At 73.3% G+C, this 16,904-nt stretch carries 18 protein-coding genes; 14 read left to right on the plus strand and 4 right to left on the minus strand.

The window, feature by feature from the left end; translation table 11 throughout:
- The first annotated feature begins 214 nt into the window (after nt 1-214).
- Entirely contained in the window at nt 215-1,057 is an 843-nt protein-coding gene (locus tag ACFCY1_RS35035; RefSeq protein WP_049649866.1) for a chitosanase, read from the plus strand.
- Between the two features lie 74 nt (nt 1,058-1,131).
- Here the strand turns inward: ACFCY1_RS35035 and ACFCY1_RS35040 are convergent, their stop codons facing one another.
- Nucleotides 1,132-2,001 carry a 3-hydroxybutyryl-CoA dehydrogenase gene (locus ACFCY1_RS35040; protein ID WP_049649865.1) on the minus strand — a complete coding sequence of 290 codons (870 nt, stop codon included), beginning with the start codon at nt 1,999-2,001 and terminating at the stop codon, nt 1,132-1,134.
- A gap of 305 nt (nt 2,002-2,306) precedes the next feature.
- Here ACFCY1_RS35040 and ACFCY1_RS35045 point away from each other — a divergent pair, with 305 nt between their 5' ends.
- Nucleotides 2,307-3,125 carry an SDR family NAD(P)-dependent oxidoreductase gene (locus ACFCY1_RS35045; protein WP_074002350.1) on the plus strand — a complete coding sequence of 273 codons (819 nt, stop codon included), beginning with the start codon at nt 2,307-2,309 and terminating at the stop codon, nt 3,123-3,125.
- 42 nt (nt 3,126-3,167) lie between these two features.
- Here ACFCY1_RS35045 and ACFCY1_RS35050 read toward each other — a convergent pair whose 3' ends face one another.
- The gene (locus ACFCY1_RS35050; protein ID WP_375877192.1) at nt 3,168-4,082 is read right to left on the minus strand and encodes a polysaccharide deacetylase family protein; all 915 of its coding nucleotides are present in this window, start codon (nt 4,080-4,082) and stop codon (nt 3,168-3,170) included.
- A gap of 210 nt (nt 4,083-4,292) precedes the next feature.
- On the opposite strand from ACFCY1_RS35050, the gene ACFCY1_RS35055 reads away from it, so the two are divergent.
- From ACFCY1_RS35055 to ACFCY1_RS35065, 3 genes are all read left to right on the plus strand, one after another.
- Nucleotides 4,293-5,177: an SAM-dependent methyltransferase gene (locus ACFCY1_RS35055; RefSeq protein ID WP_079272094.1), complete on the plus strand. Its 885-nt coding sequence runs from the start codon at nt 4,293-4,295 to the stop codon at nt 5,175-5,177.
- 126 nt (nt 5,178-5,303) lie between these two features.
- A complete protein-coding gene (locus ACFCY1_RS35060; RefSeq protein ID WP_375877193.1) occupies nt 5,304-5,858 on the plus strand; it encodes an HD domain-containing protein in 555 nt (184 codons plus the stop codon).
- 44 nt (nt 5,859-5,902) lie between these two features.
- A complete protein-coding gene (locus ACFCY1_RS35065; RefSeq protein ID WP_049652075.1) occupies nt 5,903-6,412 on the plus strand; it encodes an FBP domain-containing protein in 510 nt (169 codons plus the stop codon).
- Between the two features lie 14 nt (nt 6,413-6,426).
- Here the strand turns inward: ACFCY1_RS35065 and ACFCY1_RS35070 are convergent, their stop codons facing one another.
- Together ACFCY1_RS35070 and ACFCY1_RS35075 are read right to left on the minus strand one after the other, a co-directional pair.
- Nucleotides 6,427-6,801 carry an RNA-binding S4 domain-containing protein gene (locus tag ACFCY1_RS35070; RefSeq protein ID WP_074002351.1) on the minus strand — a complete coding sequence of 125 codons (375 nt, stop codon included), beginning with the start codon at nt 6,799-6,801 and terminating at the stop codon, nt 6,427-6,429.
- A 9-nt stretch (nt 6,802-6,810) separates the two neighbouring features.
- On the minus strand, nt 6,811-7,245 hold the full coding sequence (locus ACFCY1_RS35075; protein WP_375877194.1) for a VOC family protein: 435 nt from the start codon (nt 7,243-7,245) through the stop codon (nt 6,811-6,813).
- Nucleotides 7,246-7,325: 80 nt separating this feature from the next.
- On the opposite strand from ACFCY1_RS35075, the gene ACFCY1_RS35080 reads away from it, so the two are divergent.
- The 9 genes from ACFCY1_RS35080 to ACFCY1_RS35120 all read left to right on the plus strand — a co-directional run bounded on the left by ACFCY1_RS35080 (nt 7,326) and on the right by ACFCY1_RS35120 (nt 16,372).
- Entirely contained in the window at nt 7,326-8,537 is a 1,212-nt protein-coding gene (locus ACFCY1_RS35080) for a methyltransferase (protein WP_375877195.1), read from the plus strand.
- A gap of 94 nt (nt 8,538-8,631) precedes the next feature.
- Nucleotides 8,632-9,660, plus strand: a complete 1,029-nt coding sequence (gene argC / locus ACFCY1_RS35085) for an N-acetyl-gamma-glutamyl-phosphate reductase (RefSeq protein ID WP_375877196.1) — start codon at nt 8,632-8,634, stop codon at nt 9,658-9,660.
- Nucleotides 9,657-10,829, plus strand: coding sequence for a bifunctional glutamate N-acetyltransferase/amino-acid acetyltransferase ArgJ (gene argJ, locus ACFCY1_RS35090; protein ID WP_375877197.1), 1,173 nt, complete (start codon nt 9,657-9,659; stop codon nt 10,827-10,829). The genes argC and argJ overlap by 4 nt, the downstream gene beginning before the upstream one ends.
- A 142-nt stretch (nt 10,830-10,971) precedes the next feature.
- On the plus strand, nt 10,972-11,847 hold the full coding sequence (argB, locus tag ACFCY1_RS35095; RefSeq protein WP_049652078.1) for an acetylglutamate kinase: 876 nt from the start codon (nt 10,972-10,974) through the stop codon (nt 11,845-11,847).
- A complete protein-coding gene (locus tag ACFCY1_RS35100; RefSeq protein WP_375877198.1) occupies nt 11,844-13,130 on the plus strand; it encodes an acetylornithine transaminase in 1,287 nt (428 codons plus the stop codon). The genes argB and ACFCY1_RS35100 overlap by 4 nt, the downstream gene beginning before the upstream one ends.
- Before the next feature lie 23 nt (nt 13,131-13,153).
- The gene (locus ACFCY1_RS35105; protein WP_049652068.1) at nt 13,154-13,702 is read left to right on the plus strand and encodes an arginine repressor; all 549 of its coding nucleotides are present in this window, start codon (nt 13,154-13,156) and stop codon (nt 13,700-13,702) included.
- A gap of 116 nt (nt 13,703-13,818) precedes the next feature.
- Complete coding sequence (gene argH, locus ACFCY1_RS35110; RefSeq protein ID WP_375877199.1) at nt 13,819-15,243, plus strand: argininosuccinate lyase; 1,425 nt, start codon at nt 13,819-13,821, stop codon at nt 15,241-15,243.
- A 164-nt stretch (nt 15,244-15,407) separates the two neighbouring features.
- Nucleotides 15,408-15,665, plus strand: coding sequence for a sigma-70 family RNA polymerase sigma factor (locus tag ACFCY1_RS35115; RefSeq protein WP_053112078.1), 258 nt, complete (start codon nt 15,408-15,410; stop codon nt 15,663-15,665).
- 206 nt (nt 15,666-15,871) lie between these two features.
- Entirely contained in the window at nt 15,872-16,372 is a 501-nt protein-coding gene (locus ACFCY1_RS35120) for a GNAT family N-acetyltransferase (protein ID WP_049652066.1), read from the plus strand.
- The last annotated feature ends 532 nt before the right edge of the window (nt 16,373-16,904 follow it).

Genomic DNA, 16,904 nt, shown 5'->3' on the forward strand with positions numbered 1-16,904 from the left:
ACGCGTCCGGGGCGGGGCCCTCTCCGTTTCCCCGGTGTTGTCCCGGCCGTTTCCCCGGCTCGACCGGACGGTCGCCCGGGCGTCGCGACCCGGCCGCCGGCCCTCAAGATCTCTTGAAGAGGTTCGGTCAAAACCCTTGCGGGAGCCGGGCCGAGAGCGTTTCCTTTTTCTCGTTAGGAAAGTTTCCTAACCCCACGAGGAATCGGAGCGTCCCATGCGCCCTCAGCCCCGTCGTGCCCTCCGCATCGCCCTCGCCGCCGCCCTGGTGGCCGCGCCGCTGACCGTCGCGGCCACCTCGGCGGCCCAGGCCGCCCCGTCGCCCGCCGCCGCCGTCCAGCTCAAGGGCGTCGGGCTGGACGACCCGCACAAGAAGGACATCGCCATGCAGCTGGTGTCCAGCGCGGAGAACTCGTCGCTGGACTGGAAGGCCCAGTACAAGTACATCGAGGACATCAAGGACGGCCGCGGCTACACCGCCGGCATCATCGGCTTCTGCTCCGGCACCGGTGACATGCTGGACCTGGTCCAGCACTACACCGACCTCAAGCCCGGCAACATCCTGGCCAAGTACCTGCCGGCGCTGAAGAAGGTCAACGGCAGCGAGTCGCACGCCGGGCTGGGCTCCGCGTTCGAGAAGGACTGGGCCACCGCCGCCAAGGACACCGTCTTCCAGCAGGCCCAGAACGACGAGCGCGACCGGGTGTACTTCAACCCCGCCGTCAACCAGGCCAAGAGCGACGGCCTGCGCGCGCTCGGCCAGTTCGCCTACTACGACGCCATCGTCATGCACGGCCCGGGCAACAGCTCGGACAGCTTCGGCGGCATCCGCGCCGCCGCCCTGAAGAAGGCCAAGACCCCCGCCCAGGGCGGCGACGAGGCCACCTACCTCAAGGCCTTCCTGGACGCCCGCAAGGTGGTCATGAAGAAGGAGGAGGCGCACTCCGACACCAGCCGGGTCGACACCGAGCAGCTGGTCTTCCTCAACGCCAAGAACTTCGACCTCAACCCGCCGCTGAAGTGGAAGGTCTACGGCGACAGCTACGCCATCAACAGCTGACGCCGGCAAGGCGAAAGGGCCCGGCGGCTGGTTCACAGCCGCCGGGCCCCCCGCCGTTCGGTCGCGCCGGGGTGTCAGGCGCTCGCGGTGTAGTCGTAGAAGCCCCGGCCGGACTTGCGGCCCAGCAGGCCCGCGTCGACCATCCGGGAGAGCAGCGGGGGAGCGGCGTACAGCGGCTCCTTGTACTCGTCGTACATCGACTCGGCGATCGAGACGATGGTGTCCAGGCCGATCAGGTCGCACAGCCGCAGCGGGCCCATCGGGTGGGCGCAGCCGGCCTCCATGCCCTTGTCGATGTCGGAGGCGGTGGCCACGCCGGTCTCGAACATCCGCACCGCGGACAGCAGGTACGGTACCAGCAGCGCGTTGACCACGAAGCCGGCCCGGTCGCGGGCGCGGATCGGCTCCTTGCCGAGCACCTGGGAGGCGAAGGCCTCGACCCGCTCGGTGGTGGTCGCCGAGGTGGTCAGGGTCGGGATGACCTCGACCAGCTTCTGCACCGGCGCCGGGTTGAAGAAGTGCAGGCCGATCACCTGCTCCGGGCGGGTGGTGGCGGCGGCCAGCTTCACGATCGGGATCGAGGAGGTGTTGGAGGCGAGGATCGCGTCGCGGCGCTCGACCACCCGGTCCAGGGTCTCGAAGATCTTGACCTTGACGTCCTCGCGCTCGGCGACGGCCTCGACCACCAGGTCGCGGTCGGCGAAGTCGGACAGCTCGACGGTGAAGGACAGCCGGGCCAGCGCCTCGTCCCGCTGCTCGGGGCTCAGCTTGCCCCGCTTGACCGCCGTCTCCAGGGAGTTGGTCAGCCGGGTGCGGCCGAACTCCAGCGCCTCACCGCTGGCCTCCGACACCAGGACGTCCAGCCCGGCCCGGGCGAAGACCTCGGCGATGCCCGACCCCATCAGACCGCAGCCGATCACTCCGACGCGCGCGATGTCACTCACTCAGTTGCCCTTCGACGGTGCTGGGGGTCGCCCAGCTTCGGGTGGCCCAGCGAGCTGCTGGACGACGGGCCGGTGTGCCGGAATGGGTGCACCGGTCACCGCCCCGACGACGTTACTACTCCGTACCGGCCAGTAGGTCACCCCCTCCCCGGCGTAGTGCCAGGGTCGGGCTTCACCCGAACGAGTGAGGCAGCGGCCCCGGACCCGTGTGCCCGGGGCCCGCTCCGCCCGGCTGCCGACAGAATGCCGCAGACGGGGGCCGGGGGCGGACGCGGACAGGGCCGGGGACGTGAAGGGAGCACAGGGTGTCGACGGGATCGCTCGCAGGACAGGTCGCCCTGATCACCGGCGCGGGCCGGGGCATCGGCCGGGAGCTCGCCATCGGCCTGGCCGCCGAGGGGATGTCCGTCGGCCTGGTCGGCCGCACCCACGAGACGCTGACCGACACGCTCAAGGAGTGCGTCAAGCGCGGCTCCCGGGGCGTCGCGGTGACCGCCGACGTCACCCGCCCCGGCTCGGTGCGCGAGGCCGTCCGGCTGGTCGAGCGCGACCTCGGGCCGATCGACCTGCTGGTCAACAACGCCGGTCTGGTCGACCGCGCCGAGGTGCCGATCTGGGAGACCGACGCGAACCAGTGGTGGCAGGTGATCGAGACCAACCTGCGCGGCCCCTACAACCTGCTGCGCTGCGTGCTCCCCGGCATGGTCGCCCGCCGGAGCGGCCGGGTGGTCAACCTCAACTCCGGCTTCGCGCTGCGCCCGGACGGCAACTACACCGCGTACGCCACGTCCAAGGGCGCGCTGCTCCAGCTCTCCGACAACATGGCGGACTCGCTCGCCCGCAACGGCGTCGTGGTCCTCGACGTCAGCCCGGGCGCGGTGGCCACCGACATGACCGCCGGGATGCCGATGTTCAAGGAGACGACGACCTGGGGCTCCATCCCGTACATGGTCGCGGTCACCGTGGACGCCGCCCGGGGCCGCTTCGACGGACTGCACGGGCGGTTCATCCACGCCGGCCGGGACGATCTGGAGGAGCTGGTCAACCGGGCGGACGCGATCCGCGCCGCGGACGCCCGTACGCTGCGGCTGCGCCCGTACAAGGACGACGATCCGATGGTCTGACCTGGGGCGTTCCCCGGGGTCCGTCAGACCGGTCCCGGCCGCTCAGGCGCAGAGCTGGCTGGCGGTCACCGGCTTGAGCCCCGCCTTGGCCAGGCCGTCCAGGACGCCCGGCAGCGCGTCCACCGTGCACTGGTGCCCCATGTGCAGCGCCACCACCGAGCCGCCGCGCACCGAGTTCAGCACCCGGCGCTGCAGCTCGGCCGCCGAGGGGTCGTTGTAGTCGCGCGGGTCGACGTCGAAGGACAGCACGTGCTCGTACCCGACCGCCTTGGCCTGCTCGCGCACCATCGGGGTGGCGTACTGCGCGGCGGAGGGCCGGAACCAGCGGCCGATCGAGCCGGTGAGCCGCTGCAGGCGCTCCGCGCACTGGGCGATCTCGGCGCGCGCCTGGTCCGGTGTCATGGCGGAGATGTTGAGGTGGTTCTGGGTGTGGTTGCCCAGCTCGTGGCCGCCGTCCAGGATCCGCCGGGCCATCTGCGGCTGCTGGTCGAGCCAGCTGCCGACGATCATCACGGTCAGCTTGGCGCCGCGCTGCTCGGCGATCTCCAGCAGGGCGGTGGCCAGCTTCGGGTCGCCGCTGCCGTGGACGGTGAGCGCCACGTTCTTCCCGGTGCGCGGCCCGTACGCGACCTCGACCGGGGTGCCGGGCGCGAGCGGCGGCAGCGCGGGCGGGGCCGGCGGGGCGCTGGGCTGGGCGGCGGCCGCGGCGGCGGTCGGCTCGGCGTCGGGCCGGGGCTCCGCCGGGGCGGTGGGCTCGGGGGAGGCCGGGCCCTCGCCGCCGTTCCAGGCCGGGTCGGTGGTGTGCTGCGGGTCCACCGTGCCGGGGTGCGCGGCGAGCGCCCCCGGGTCGGCCCGGCGGAGCGTGCCGGTGCCGCAGGCAGCCAGCAGCCCCCCGGTGGCGGCGAGGGCGGCGAGTCGGGCGGTGGTGCGCAGCACGCTGCGGCGGTCGGCAGTCATCGGCAGCCAGCATAGAGAGGACGGCTCGGGCGGGCGATCCGGGCCGAGCGTCCGGACCCTTCTTGACGTGCACACACTCCGTCACCGGGTGTTGCGTAAACCTGAACTCCCGCTGTTTCCACGGCGTGTCCTTGGATACGATCACCGCGCACCGCGTGTGGACGGGCGGTAGCCGAACTCTTCCGGCATGGCGCATTGGGGGCGGACAGGATGTACGAGGACAGCGCGGCGACCGGCCGGAGCACGGACACCGAGTGGGACTGGGGCAGGACCGGCGACTGGCAGCCGCCGAGCGAGCTGGACACCGGCGTCCCGCACACCGCCCGGATGTACGACTACTACCTCGGCGGCAAGGACAACTTCGAGGCCGACCGCAAGGCCGCCCAGGCCGCGATAGCCGCCTACCCCGCGCTGCCGCTGCTGGCCCGCACCAACCGGCAGTTCCTCGGCCGCGCGGTGGAGTACGTGGCCGGCCGGGGCGTGCGCCAGTTCGTCGACATCGGCACCGGCATCCCGGCGGTCGGCTCCACCAGCGAGGTCGCCCAGCGGGTCGCCCCGGACGCCCGGGTGGTGTACGTGGACAACGACCCGATCGTCGCCACCCACGCCCGCGCCCTGCTGGCCGGCCACCCCGCCGGGCACACCTCGGTGATCGAGGCCGACCTGCGCGACCCGGCCACGATCCTCGGCCACCCCGGGCTGGCCGGCGCCGTCGACCTCTCCCAGCCGGTCGCGCTGATGCTGGTCGCCGTCCTGCACTTCATCCGCGACGAGGAGGGCGCCCAGCAGATCGTCCGCACCCTGCGCGACGCGCTCGCCCCCGGCAGCGCGCTGATCCTCTCCCACGGCAGCCCCGACTTCGCCTCCCGCGAGAGCGCCGCCGAGGGCACCCGCATCTACCGCAGCGCCAGCGCCCCGCTCGTGCTGCGCCCGCGCTCCGGCGTCGAGCCCTTCTTCGGCGACTTCGACTTCGTCGGCCCCGGGCTCGTCCAGCTCCCGCTCTGGCGCCCCGTCGCGGGCCACGTGCCGACCTCCGAACTCCCCGAGGGCTGGCAGGACGTCTCCGCGTACGCCGGCGTCGCCTTCAAGCGGTAGCCGTCCGCTTCGAGCGGCAGCCGTTCGCGCGCCCGGTCCCGGCGCCTCCCTCCTACGCCGGGACCGGACCGTCGAAGGCTACGGAACCCCACTGACAACCCCTCACCCCCGCGGCTACCCTGCGGCGTGACCACCACCGCCCTGCCGCCGCTGCCCGCCGACGTCGCCGAACTGCTGCGGGCCGTCGACGCCCCGCCCCGCCTGGTCGCCCACCTCGCGCTGGTGCACCGGGTCGCCGAGGAGATCGCCGGGTTCTGCGCCCGCGAAGGCCTGGCCTTCGACCGCGCGGCCGTCCTCTACGGCGCCGCCACCCACGACATCGGCAAGACCGTCCACCCCGAGGAGCTCTCCGCCCCCGGCTCCCGGCACGAGCCCGCCGGGTCCGCCCTGCTGCTCGCCCACGGCGTCCCCGAGCACCTCGCCCGCTTCGCCCGCACCCACGCGAGCTGGGACGAGCCCGGCACCACCGTCGAGGACCTGCTGGTCGGCCTGGCCGACAAGGCCTGGAAGAACAAGCGGGTCCAGGACCTGGAGGACCTGGTCGTCGACCGCCTCGCCGCCGCCGGCGGGAAGGAGCGCTGGGAGGCCTTCCTCGCCCTGGACGACCTGCTCACCCGGATCGGCGAGGACGCCCCGCGCCGGCTCGCCGTCCAGGCCGCCCACCCGGTACGGACCGGGTGAAAACGGCGCGACAGGCCCGGCCGGCCGGTGTTAGCGTCCGCGGCATGGAACCCCTGAGCGAGAACGAGATCCGCGCGTCCTTCGTCAACTGCTCCAAGGGCGAGGCCCGCCGGCTCCACCTGCCCCGGGGTCTGGCCGAACTGCCCTGGGAGCAGCTGGACTTCCTCGGCTGGCGGGACCAGGGCGCGCCCGACCGGGCGTACCTGGTGGCGCCGTACGAGGGCGAGCCGGTCGGCGTGACGCTGCGCTCCTCGGTGATCCGGCGCAGCCTGACCAAGACCAACGTGTGCTCGCTGTGCATCACCGCGCACGCCGGGTCGGGGGTCGCGCTGCTCGCCGCCCGCCGGGCCGGGGCGGCCGGGCGCGAGGGCAACACGGTCGGCACGTACATCTGCGCCGACCTGGCCTGCTCGCTCTACGTGCGCGGGCTGAAGAAGTCCACGCTGGTCACCCGGCCCGACGAGTCGCTGCCGCTGGAGCTGCAGATCGACCGTACGGTGGGCAACCTCGGCGGCTTCCTCGCCAAGGTGCTCGCCACCGCGGACGTCGCGTAGCGGCTCCGCGCCGCTCAGTGCCCGCGCAGCTGGTCCAGGTCGCGGCGCTCCCGCTTGGTCGGCCGCCCGGCCCCGCGGTCCCGCGTCCCGGCCGCCGCGACGAACTCGCGCGGCGGCCGCGGCGGGCTGTTGTCGACCAGGCACTCCGCCGCGACGACGGCGCCGACCCGCTTGCGGATCAGCTTGCTCACCACCACGACCCGTTCGTGGCCCTCTTCGCGGAGCCGCACCTCGTCCCCGGGCTTCAGCGTCTGGGCGGGCTTGGCCCGCTCGCCGTTCACCCGGACGTGCCCGGCCCGGCAGGCGGCCGCCGCCAGCGCCCGCGTCTTGACCAGCCGGACCGACCAGATCCAGCTGTCCACCCGCACGCTTCCCTCGTGTTCAGCCATCCTGGGAGCCTACCCAAGGACGGCCTGCCCGCCCGACTCCCCGCCCGCGGGCGGTGCCTCCTGGATCGCCCAGCCGTTCCCGTCCGGGTCGTTGAAGAACAGGAAGTTGTTCCACGCCTCGCCGTGCCCGTCCACCCGGGCCCCGGCCACGAAGTGCTGGACCGGGCTGACCTGCACACCGCGGGCCACCAGTTCGGCGTGCGCCTTCTCGATGTCCGGCACCACCAGCTGGAGTCCCTTGACCGATCCGGGCGGCGAGTCGATCACCCCCTTGCCCACCACGATGGAGCAGGCCGAACCCGGGGGCGTCAGCTGGATCACCCGGATCCCGTCCCGCAACAGGGTGTCGTGGTCGACGGTGAACCCGGCCTGCTCCTCGTAGAAGAGCTTCGAGCGGTCCACGTCGGAGACCGGGACCACCACGACTTCGAGTTTCCACTCCATCGCCCTCACCTCTCTCGGCCGGGCCCTTCCAGTATCCGTCCGTAACCGCCCCCGGGACCGTCGGATAGCCTGAGAACACGATGAATCCCCAGACCACGCCCGCCGCGACCCCGCCGGACACCTCCTTCACCACCCCGTGGGGCGCCTTCGCGCTCACCCGCTTCCCCGAGGACCCGCGCGAGCGGCTGCGGGCCTGGGACGCCGCCGACGAGTACCTGCTGCGCCACCTCGCGGGCGAGGCCGACAGCGCGGCCGGCACCGCGACGGAGCTGGCCGGCCGGACGGTCGCCGTCCTCGGCGACCGCTGGGGCGCGCTGACCACCGCGCTCGCCGAGTACCGGCCGGTCCAGATCACCGACTCCCACCTCGGCCGCCGGGCCACCCTGGCCAACCTGGCCCGGGCCGGCGCCGCCGTCGACGAGTCCCGGCTGCTCACCACCCGTGACACCCCGCCGGAGCGGATCGACGTGCTGCTGGTGCGCGTGCCCAAGAGCCTGGCCCTGCTGGAGGACCAGCTGTACCGGCTCGCCCCCGCCGTCCACGAGGGCACCGTGGTGATCGGTACCGGCATGGTCACCGAGATCCACACCTCCACGCTCCGGCTCTTCGAGCGGATCCTCGGCCCGACCCGCACCTCGCTGGCCGCCCGCAAGGCCCGGCTGGTCTTCTGCACCCCGGACCGGGCGCTGGACCCCGGCCCCAACCCGTGGCCGCACCGCTACGCGCTGCCGCAGGACATCGGCCCCGCCTCCGGCCGTACGGTCGTCAACCACGCGGGCACCTTCTGCGCCGACCGGCTCGACATCGGCACCCGCTTCCTCCTCGCCCACCTGCCCGTCCCCGCCCCCGGCGCCCGGGTGGTGGACCTCGGCTGCGGCAACGGCGTGGTCGGTACGGCCGCCGCGCTGGCCGGGCCCGGCGCGGAGCTGGTGTTCGTGGACGAGTCGCACCAGGCGGTGGCCTCCGCCGAGGAGACCTTCCGCGCCAACCTGGGCCCGGACGCCCCGGCCGAGTTCCTGGCCGCCGACGCCCTGGCCCGGGACGTGGTCGCCCCCGGTTCGGTGGACCTGGTGCTCAACAACCCGCCGTTCCACTCCCACCAGGCCACCACCGACGCCACCGCCTGGCGGATGTTCACCGGCGCCAAGCGGGCGCTGCGCCCCGGGGGCGAGCTCTGGGTGGTCGGCAACCGCCACCTCGGCTACCACGTCAAGCTGCGCCGCCTCTTCGGCAACTGCCAACTCGTCGCCGGGAACCCCAAGTTCGTGGTGCTGCGGGCCGTCAAGCGCTGACCCGGGCACCCCGCCCCGGCGGGGGGCCGGCACAACCTCCTTGCATGAATTTTCCGTCACGCGTATATTCATGCCAAGACTAAGGAGGAACGCCATGGCATTGCGAGTCGCCGTCGCCGGCGCGAGCGGTTACGCGGGCGGCGAGGTGCTGCGCCTGCTGCTCGGCCACCCGGAGATGGAGATCGGGGCGCTGACCGGCGGCTCGAACGCGGGCACCAGGCTGGGCCAGCTCCAGCCGCACCTCCGCCCGCTCGCCGACCGCGTCCTCGAGGCCACCACCCCCGAGGTGCTGGCCGACCACGACGTGGTGTTCCTGGCCCTGCCGCACGGTCAGTCCGCCGCCGTCGCCGAGCAGCTCGGCCCGAACGTCCTGGTGATCGACTGCGGCGCCGACTTCCGGCTCAAGGCCGCCGCCGACTGGGAGCAGTTCTACGGCACCGCGCACGCCGGCACCTGGCCCTACGGCCTGCCCGAACTCCCCGGCCACCGCGCCGCGTTGAAGGGCAGCAACCGGATCGCCGTACCCGGCTGCTACCCGACGGCCGTCTCCCTGGCGCTGTTCCCCGCCTACGCCGCGCAGCTCGCCGAGCCGGAGGCCGTGGTGGTCGCCGCCTCCGGCACCTCCGGCGCCGGCAAGGCCGCCAAGCCGCACCTGCTGGGCAGCGAGGTGATGGGCAGCGTCAGCCCGTACGGCGTCGGCGGCGTCCACCGGCACACCCCGGAGATGGCGCAGAACCTCTCCCCGGTCGCGGGCGAGCCGGTCACCGTCTCCTTCACCCCCACCCTCGTCCCGATGCCGCGCGGCATCCTCGCCACCTGCTCGGCCAAGGCCAGGCCCGGGGTGACGGCCCGGAGCCTGCGCGCCGCCTACACCGAGGCGTTCGCGGACGAGCCATTCGTCCACCTGCTGCCCGAGGGGCAGTGGCCGCAGACCAGCAGCGTCTACGGCGCCAACACCGCCCTGGTCCAGGTCGCCCTGGACGCCGCCGCCGGGCGGATCATCGCGATCAGCGCGATCGACAACCTGGTCAAGGGCACCGCCGGCGGCGCGGTGCAGAGCATGAACATCGCCCTGGGCCTGCCCGAGGAGCTCGGCCTGCCCGTGAACGGAGTCGCACCGTGAGCAAGAGCACCAACGTCGGAGTGACCGCCGCCAAGGGCTTCCGGGCCGCCGGTGTGACCGCCGGCATCAAGGCCTCCGGCACCCCCGACCTCGCCCTGGTGGTCAACGACGGCCCCTCGCTCGCCGCGGCCGGCGTCTTCACCGCCAACCGGGTCAAGGCCGCGCCGGTGCTCTGGTCCGAGCAGGTCCTCAAGGGCGGCCAGGTGTCCGCCGTCGTCCTCAACTCCGGTGGCGCCAACGCCTGCACCGGCCCGCTCGGCTTCCAGGACACCCACGTCACCGCGGAGAAGGCCGCCGCGGAGCTGGGCCTCAACGCGGGCGAGGTCGCCGTCGCCTCCACCGGCCTGATCGGCGTCCGGCTGCCGATGGACCTCCTGCTGCCCGGCGTCGCCCTGGCCGCCGGCGCGCTCGGCGAGGACGGCGGCGAGGCCGCCGCGATCGCCATCAAGACCACCGACACCGTGCACAAGACCGCCGAGTACACCAGCCCGGCCGGCTGGACGGTCGGCGGCATGGCCAAGGGCGCGGGCATGCTCGCCCCGAGCCTCGCCACCATGCTGGTCGTCCTCACCACCGACGCCGACCTGGACAGCGCCGCCCTGGACGACGCGCTGCGCGGCGCCACCCGCACCACCTTCGACCGGATCGACTCCGACGGCTGCATGTCGACCAACGACACCGTGCTGCTGCTCGCCTCCGCCGCCTCCGGCACCGTCCCGGACCGGGCCGAGTTCGCCGAGGCCGTCCGCACGGTCAGCGCCGACCTGGCCCGCCAGCTGATCGGCGACGCCGAGGGCGCGAGCAAGGAGATCCGGATCGACGTCACCGGCGCCGCCACCGAGGACGACGCGGTCGAGGTCGCCCGGACGATCAGCCGCAACAACCTGCTCAAGTGCGCCATCCACGGCGAGGACCCCAACTGGGGCCGGGTGCTGGCCGCGATCGGCACCACCTCCGCCGCCTTCGACCCGGACGGGCTGGACGTCGCCATCAACGGCGTCTGGGTCTGCAAGTCCGGCGGCGTCGGCGAGGACCGCGACCTGGTCGACATGAAGGGCCGCGAGGTCGTCATCACCGCGAACCTCAACGCCGGTACGGCGGGCGCCACGCTGTGGACCAACGACCTGACGGCCGACTACGTCCACGAGAACAGCGCCTACTCGACCTGATCCGCGCCGCTCCACCCGAGCCCGCCTGATCCGCGACATCCCCCCGGCCCGCGGCCGGGGGGACCCCCATCGACGAGGGAAACCCGTGCAGATCGCACCCAAGGGCGAACAGGCCCGCAACAACACCGCGTTGCCCAAGGCCATGACGCTGATCGAGGCGCTGCCGTGGCTGGAGCGCTTCCACGGCAAGACCGTCGTGATCAAGTTCGGCGGCAACGCCATGGTGGACGACAGCCTCAAGTCCGCCTTCGCCCAGGACGTCGTCTTCCTGCGCTACGCCGGGCTGCACCCCGTCGTGGTGCACGGCGGCGGCCCCCAGATCAGTGCCCAACTCGACCGGCTGGGCCTGGAGTCGAGCTTCACCAACGGCCTGCGGGTCACCACCCCGGAGACCATGGACGTGGTCCGGATGGTGCTGGCCGGCCAGGTGCAGCGCGAGCTGGTCGGCCTGCTCAACGAGCACGGCCCGTTCGCGGTCGGCATGACCGGCGAGGACGCCCACACCATGACGGCGGTCAAGCGCTACGCCGTGGTGGACGGCGAGCAGGTCGACATCGGCCTGGTCGGCGACATCGTCAACATCGAGGCCGGCGCCGTGAAGGCGATGATCGCCGACGGCCGCATCCCGGTCATCTCCTCGATCGCCCGCGGCACCGACGGCCACGTCTACAACATCAACGCCGACACCGCCGCCTCCGCCCTCGCGGTCGCGCTCGGCGCCGAGATGCTCGTCGTCCTCACCGACGTCGAGGGCCTCTACAAGGACTGGCCGGAATCCGACGACGTGATCAGCCAGCTCAGCGCGAGCGAGCTGGAGGAGCTGCTGCCCGAGCTGGCCAGCGGCATGCTCCCCAAGATGGAGGGCTGCCTGCGGGCCGTCCGCTCCGGCGTGGGCACCGCCCGCGTCCTGGACGGCCGGGTCCAGCACAGCCTGCTGCTGGAGATCTTCACCGACGAGGGCATCGGCACGATGGTCGTGCCGGACGACGAAACGACCGTGACCGGGGGACTGGCATGAGCGGCACGACTGGCACCGACAGCACGACCGGCGCGACCGGCGCGACGGGTGCGACCGGCGCGACGGGTACGACGGGTACGACCCACAACGAGCAGCTCGCCGAGCGCTGGCAGCACGCCTTCACCGACAACTACGGCACCCCCCGCATCCCGCTGGTGCGCGGCGAGGGCAGCAAGCTCTGGGACGCCGACGGCAAGGAGTACACCGACCTGCTCGGCGGCATCGCCGTCAACGCCCTCGGCACCGCCCACCCGGCCGTCGTCGAGGCGGTGAGCCGGCAGATCGCCACCCTGGGCCACGTCTCCAACCTCTTCATGGCCGAGCCCACCATCGCGCTCGCCGAGCGGCTGCTGGAGCTGGACGGCCGCCCGGGCGGCCGGGTGTTCTTCTGCAACTCCGGCGCCGAGGCCAACGAGGCCGCCTTCAAGATCAGCCGGCGGACCGGCCGCACCCACCTGGTCGCCCTCCAGGGCGCGTTCCACGGCCGCACCATGGGCGCCCTCGCGCTCACCGGCCAGCCCGCCAAGCAGGACCCGTTCCGCCCGCTGCCCGGCGACGTCACCCACGTCCCGCTCGGCGACGTCGAGGCGCTGCGCGCGGCCGTCACCACCGAGACGGCCGCCGTCTTCCTGGAGCCCGTCCAGGGCGAGAACGGCGCGATCCCGCTGCCCGAGGGCTACCTGAAGGCGGCCCGCGAGATCACCCGGGCCACCGGCACCCTGCTGGTCCTGGACGAGATCCAGACCGGTGTCGGCCGCACCGGCCACTGGTTCGCCCACCAGGCGGACGAGGGCGTGGAGCCGGACGTGGTCACACTGGCCAAGGCGCTCGGCGGCGGCCTGCCGATGGGCGCGGTGCTCGCCTTCGGGCCGGCCGCCGAGCTGCTCACCCCGGGCCAGCACGGCACCACCTTCGGCGGCAACCCGGTGGCCGCCGCGGCCGGGCTCGCGGTGCTGGACACCATCGAGTCCGAGGGCCTGCTGGAGCACGTCCGCAAGCTCGGCGAGCGGCTGCGGCAGGGCGTCGAGGCGCTCGGCGACCCGCTGGTCTCGCACGTGCGCGGGGCGGGCCTGCTGCTCGGCATCGTGCTCACCGAGCCGGTCTCGGCGCAGGTCCAGGCCGCCGCGCAGGAGGCGGGCTTCCTGGTCAACGCGGCCGTCCCGGACGCCGTCCGGCTGGCCCCGCCGCTGGTGCTGACCGAGCAGGAGGCGGACGCCTTCCTGGCCGCGCTGCCGGGCATCCTCCGGACGGTGCGCGAGGGCGCCCCGGCCGATGCGAATTGACCGTCGTCCGGGAGAATAATCACATGACCGCTTCCCACTCCGGCCCGTCCGCCGCAGGCCCGACGCCGCAGGTCCCGCAGACCCGCACCGCGCGCCACCGGCGGATCGTGGACCTGCTCACCCGCCAGCCCGTGCGTTCGCAGAGCCAGCTCGCCAAGCTGCTCGCCGACGACGGACTCGTGGTCACCCAGGCCACCCTCTCCCGGGACCTGGACGAGCTGGGCGCGGTCAAGATCCGCAACCGGGACGGCGCGCTGATCTACGCCGTCCCGGCCGAGGGCGGCGACCGCACGCCGCGCGCGCCGATGGGCGAGTCGGCCAGCGAGGGCCGGATGGCCCGGCTGGCCGGCGAGCTCATGGTCTCCGCGACGGCCTCCGGCAACCTGGTGGTGCTGCGCACCCCGCCGGGCGCCGCCCAGTTCCTGGCCTCGGCGATCGACCAGGCCGAGGTGTTCGAGATCATCGGCACCATCGCCGGCGACGACACCGTCCTGCTGATCAGCCGGGACCCGGCCGGCGGGCAGGCGCTCGCCGACCACCTCATGCAACTCGCCCAGGCGAAGGCGCAGTAGCACCTCGAACGCGCGAAACCCCGGCCGACGGAGACCGTCCGGCCGGGGTTTTGTGTTTCATACGGCGTCGTGCATACTTATGCCACCCACTGCACATGCATGAAGGAGCCACCGCGATGACCGCCGAGCAGTCCTCCGACGTCCGCCTCTGGGGTGCGCGCTTCGCCGACGGCCCGTCCGAGGCGCTGGCCAGGCTCTCGGCCTCGGTCCACTTCGACTGGCGCCTCGCGCCGTACGACATCGCCGGCTCCAAGGCCCACGCCCGGGTCCTGTACAAGGCCGGCCTGCTCTCCGACGAGGAGCTGGCCGGCATGCTGGCCGGCCTGGACGAGCTGCTCGCCGACGTCGAGGCGGGCACCTTCACCGGCACCGTCGCCGACGAGGACGTGCACACCGCCCTGGAACGCGGCCTGCTGGAGCGCCTCGGCCCCGACCTCGGCGGCAAGCTGCGGGCCGGACGCTCGCGCAACGACCAGATCGCCACCCTGTTCCGGATGTACCTGCGGGACCACGCGAAGACCATCGGCGGCCTGCTGCTCGACCTCCAGCAGGCCCTGGTCGGCCTCGCCGAGGCGCACCCGGACACCGCGATGCCCGGCCGCACCCACCTCCAGCACGCCCAGCCGGTGCTCTTCGCCCACCACGTCCTCGCGCACGTGCAGGCCCTCGGCCGGGACGCCGAGCGGCTGCGCCAGTGGGACGCCCGCACCGCCGTCTCGCCGTACGGCTCCGGCGCGCTGGCCGGCTCCTCGCTCGGCCTCGACCCGCAGGCCGTCGCCGCCGACCTCGGCTTCGAGGGCGGCTCGGTCGGCAATTCCATCGACGGCACCGCCTCGCGCGACTTCGTCGCCGAGTTCGCCTTCGTGACCGCGATGATCGGCATCAACCTCTCCCGGATCGCGGAGGAGGTGATCATCTGGAACACCAAGGAGTTCGGCTTCATCACGCTGCACGACGCCTTCTCCACCGGCTCCTCGATCATGCCGCAGAAGAAGAACCCGGACATCGCCGAGCTCGCCCGGGGCAAGTCCGGCCGGCTGATCGGCAACCTGACCGGCCTGCTGGCCACCCTCAAGGCGCTGCCGCTCGCCTACAACCGGGACCTCCAGGAGGACAAGGAGCCGGTCTTCGACTCCTGCGACACGCTGGAGGTGCTGCTGCCCGCGTTCACCGGGATGATGGCCACCCTCACCGTGCACCGGGAGCGGCTGGAGGAGCTGGCCCCGGCCGGCTTCTCGCTCGCCACCGACATCGCCGAGTGGCTGGTCAAGCAGGGCGTGCCGTTCCGGGTCGCGCACGAGGTGGCCGGCGCCTGCGTCAAGGTCTGCGAGGCCGAGGGCATCGAGCTGTCCGACCTGACGGACGAGCAGTTCGCCGCGATCTCCGGGCACCTGACGCCCGAGGTGCGCTCGGTGCTCAGCGTCCACGGTGCCATCGCCTCCCGCGACGGGCGCGGCGGAACGGCCCCCTCGGCGGTCGCGGTCCAGCTCGCCGAGGTGAAGGCGGACCTGGCGCGGCAGCAGGAGTGGGCGCGGGGCTGATCCCGGACGGCGGGGCCGGTCCCGGACGAGGGGTCGAGCCCCCGCGAAGGGGCCGATCCCCGGCGCGACGGGGGAGGGGCGCGGCGGTCCGACCGGCGCGCCCCTCCCGCGTCCGTGCCCCGGCCCGGGCGTAACCGGCCCCGCCCCGGGCCGTCATGCACGGTGTGTGCACCGCCCTCCCCTTCGCCCCCTCCGCCGAGGACGTCTACCTCGACGAGTGTCGCCGCCGCGCGGTCCGCGAGACCGTCGCCGCCCTGCCCGGCCGCTGTCCGCAGCTGATGGCCGCGCTCGCCGAGGATCCGCCGCCCACCTACCGTGAGCTCTCCGAGCGGCTCGGCATGCCGCGCGGCTCGATCGGCCCCACCCGCTCCCGCTGCCTGGCCTGCCTGCGGATGCTGCTCCACACCGAGCGCTACCCCTGAGCGCAAGCCCGTGCGACCGAGCGGAACGTGTGCGGCACGGGAGGTGACCCTCCTCACGTCCGCCCCCGCGAAGGTTGAGGGAAGCTGACACCCGGGTAGAGCGCTGGCGAACGCAGCCCTTGACGGTGGCGCGATCACTCGGATACTGAGCGTGAGCGCGCCTACCCTCCGCGCGCCGCGCACGACGACTGGGGAGGCCCCTCCACATGGGCATGAGCGTGATCATCTCGGCCGCGGAGGCCGAGGACGCGGAGCAGATCCTCAAGCTCCAGTACCTCGGCTACCAGCCCGAGGCCGAGCTGTACGGCGACTGGGCGATCGAGCCCCTGACGCAGAGCCTGGAGAGCCTGCGCGCCGAACTGTCCGAGCAGCACTTCCTGGTCGCCCGGCTGGGCGACGAGGTGGTCGGCACCGTCCGCGGCCACGTCGGCGCCGACGGCGTCGGCCGGATAGGGCGCCTGGTGGTCCATCCGCGGATGCAGCGCCACGGCCTCGGCGGCCGCCTGCTGGACGCGCTGGAGCGCCGCCTGGCCCAGGACGGCCGGGTGAGCGCCTACCGGCTGTTCACCGGCCACCGCAGCCTGGGCAACCTGCGGCTGTACGCTCGGCAGGGGTACCGTCAGACCCGGGTCGAGCAGGTCAGCACCCGGCTGAGCTTCGTCCACCTGGAGAAGGCGGCCGCCGAGCCGCTCGCCGCGACGGCCTGAGCCCGCCGCCCCCGCGCTTTCCCGGCGCCGCCACCATCCGGACCACCGGTGGCGGCGCCGAGCCGTATCCGCGCTGGTCAACGGTGGTGAGTGTCCGCAATGCGGACAGCTTCGGGAAACAATTGGGCAGGAATCAACCCATCTGTTTTACTGGCTCACATGACTGCGACGACGAACTGGACCCCCACCGGCACCCTGCCGGCAGGTGAGCGTGCCATGTGTCGTCGAATGTGTCACTGCTGAGGGCCACCGCCCCCGGCGCCCCGCTGAGGGCGCCTCCTCCTCGCGCCCCGAAGCGAGACTCCGGCGCCGCTCCCGCCCGTGCGAGCGCGCCCCTCCTCCCGGACCCCTCCCTTTGCCGTGCCCGCCGACCCGCGGGCCCGGGTGACTCGTTAGGGCCACGCCGTCGCGCGGCCCGGCCGTCCAGCGGCCACGATCAAGGGGCGGCAGGTCCGGACCCTCCCGGCGCAGCGCCGTAACGCCGCCGCCGGCCGCAAGCCGGTCGGGCGGTCGGACCACGCCGCCCGCCCCC

Source organism: Kitasatospora sp. NPDC056273 (assembly GCF_042268845.1).
In the GTDB taxonomy this organism is placed as follows: Bacteria; Actinomycetota; Actinomycetes; order Streptomycetales; family Streptomycetaceae; genus Kitasatospora.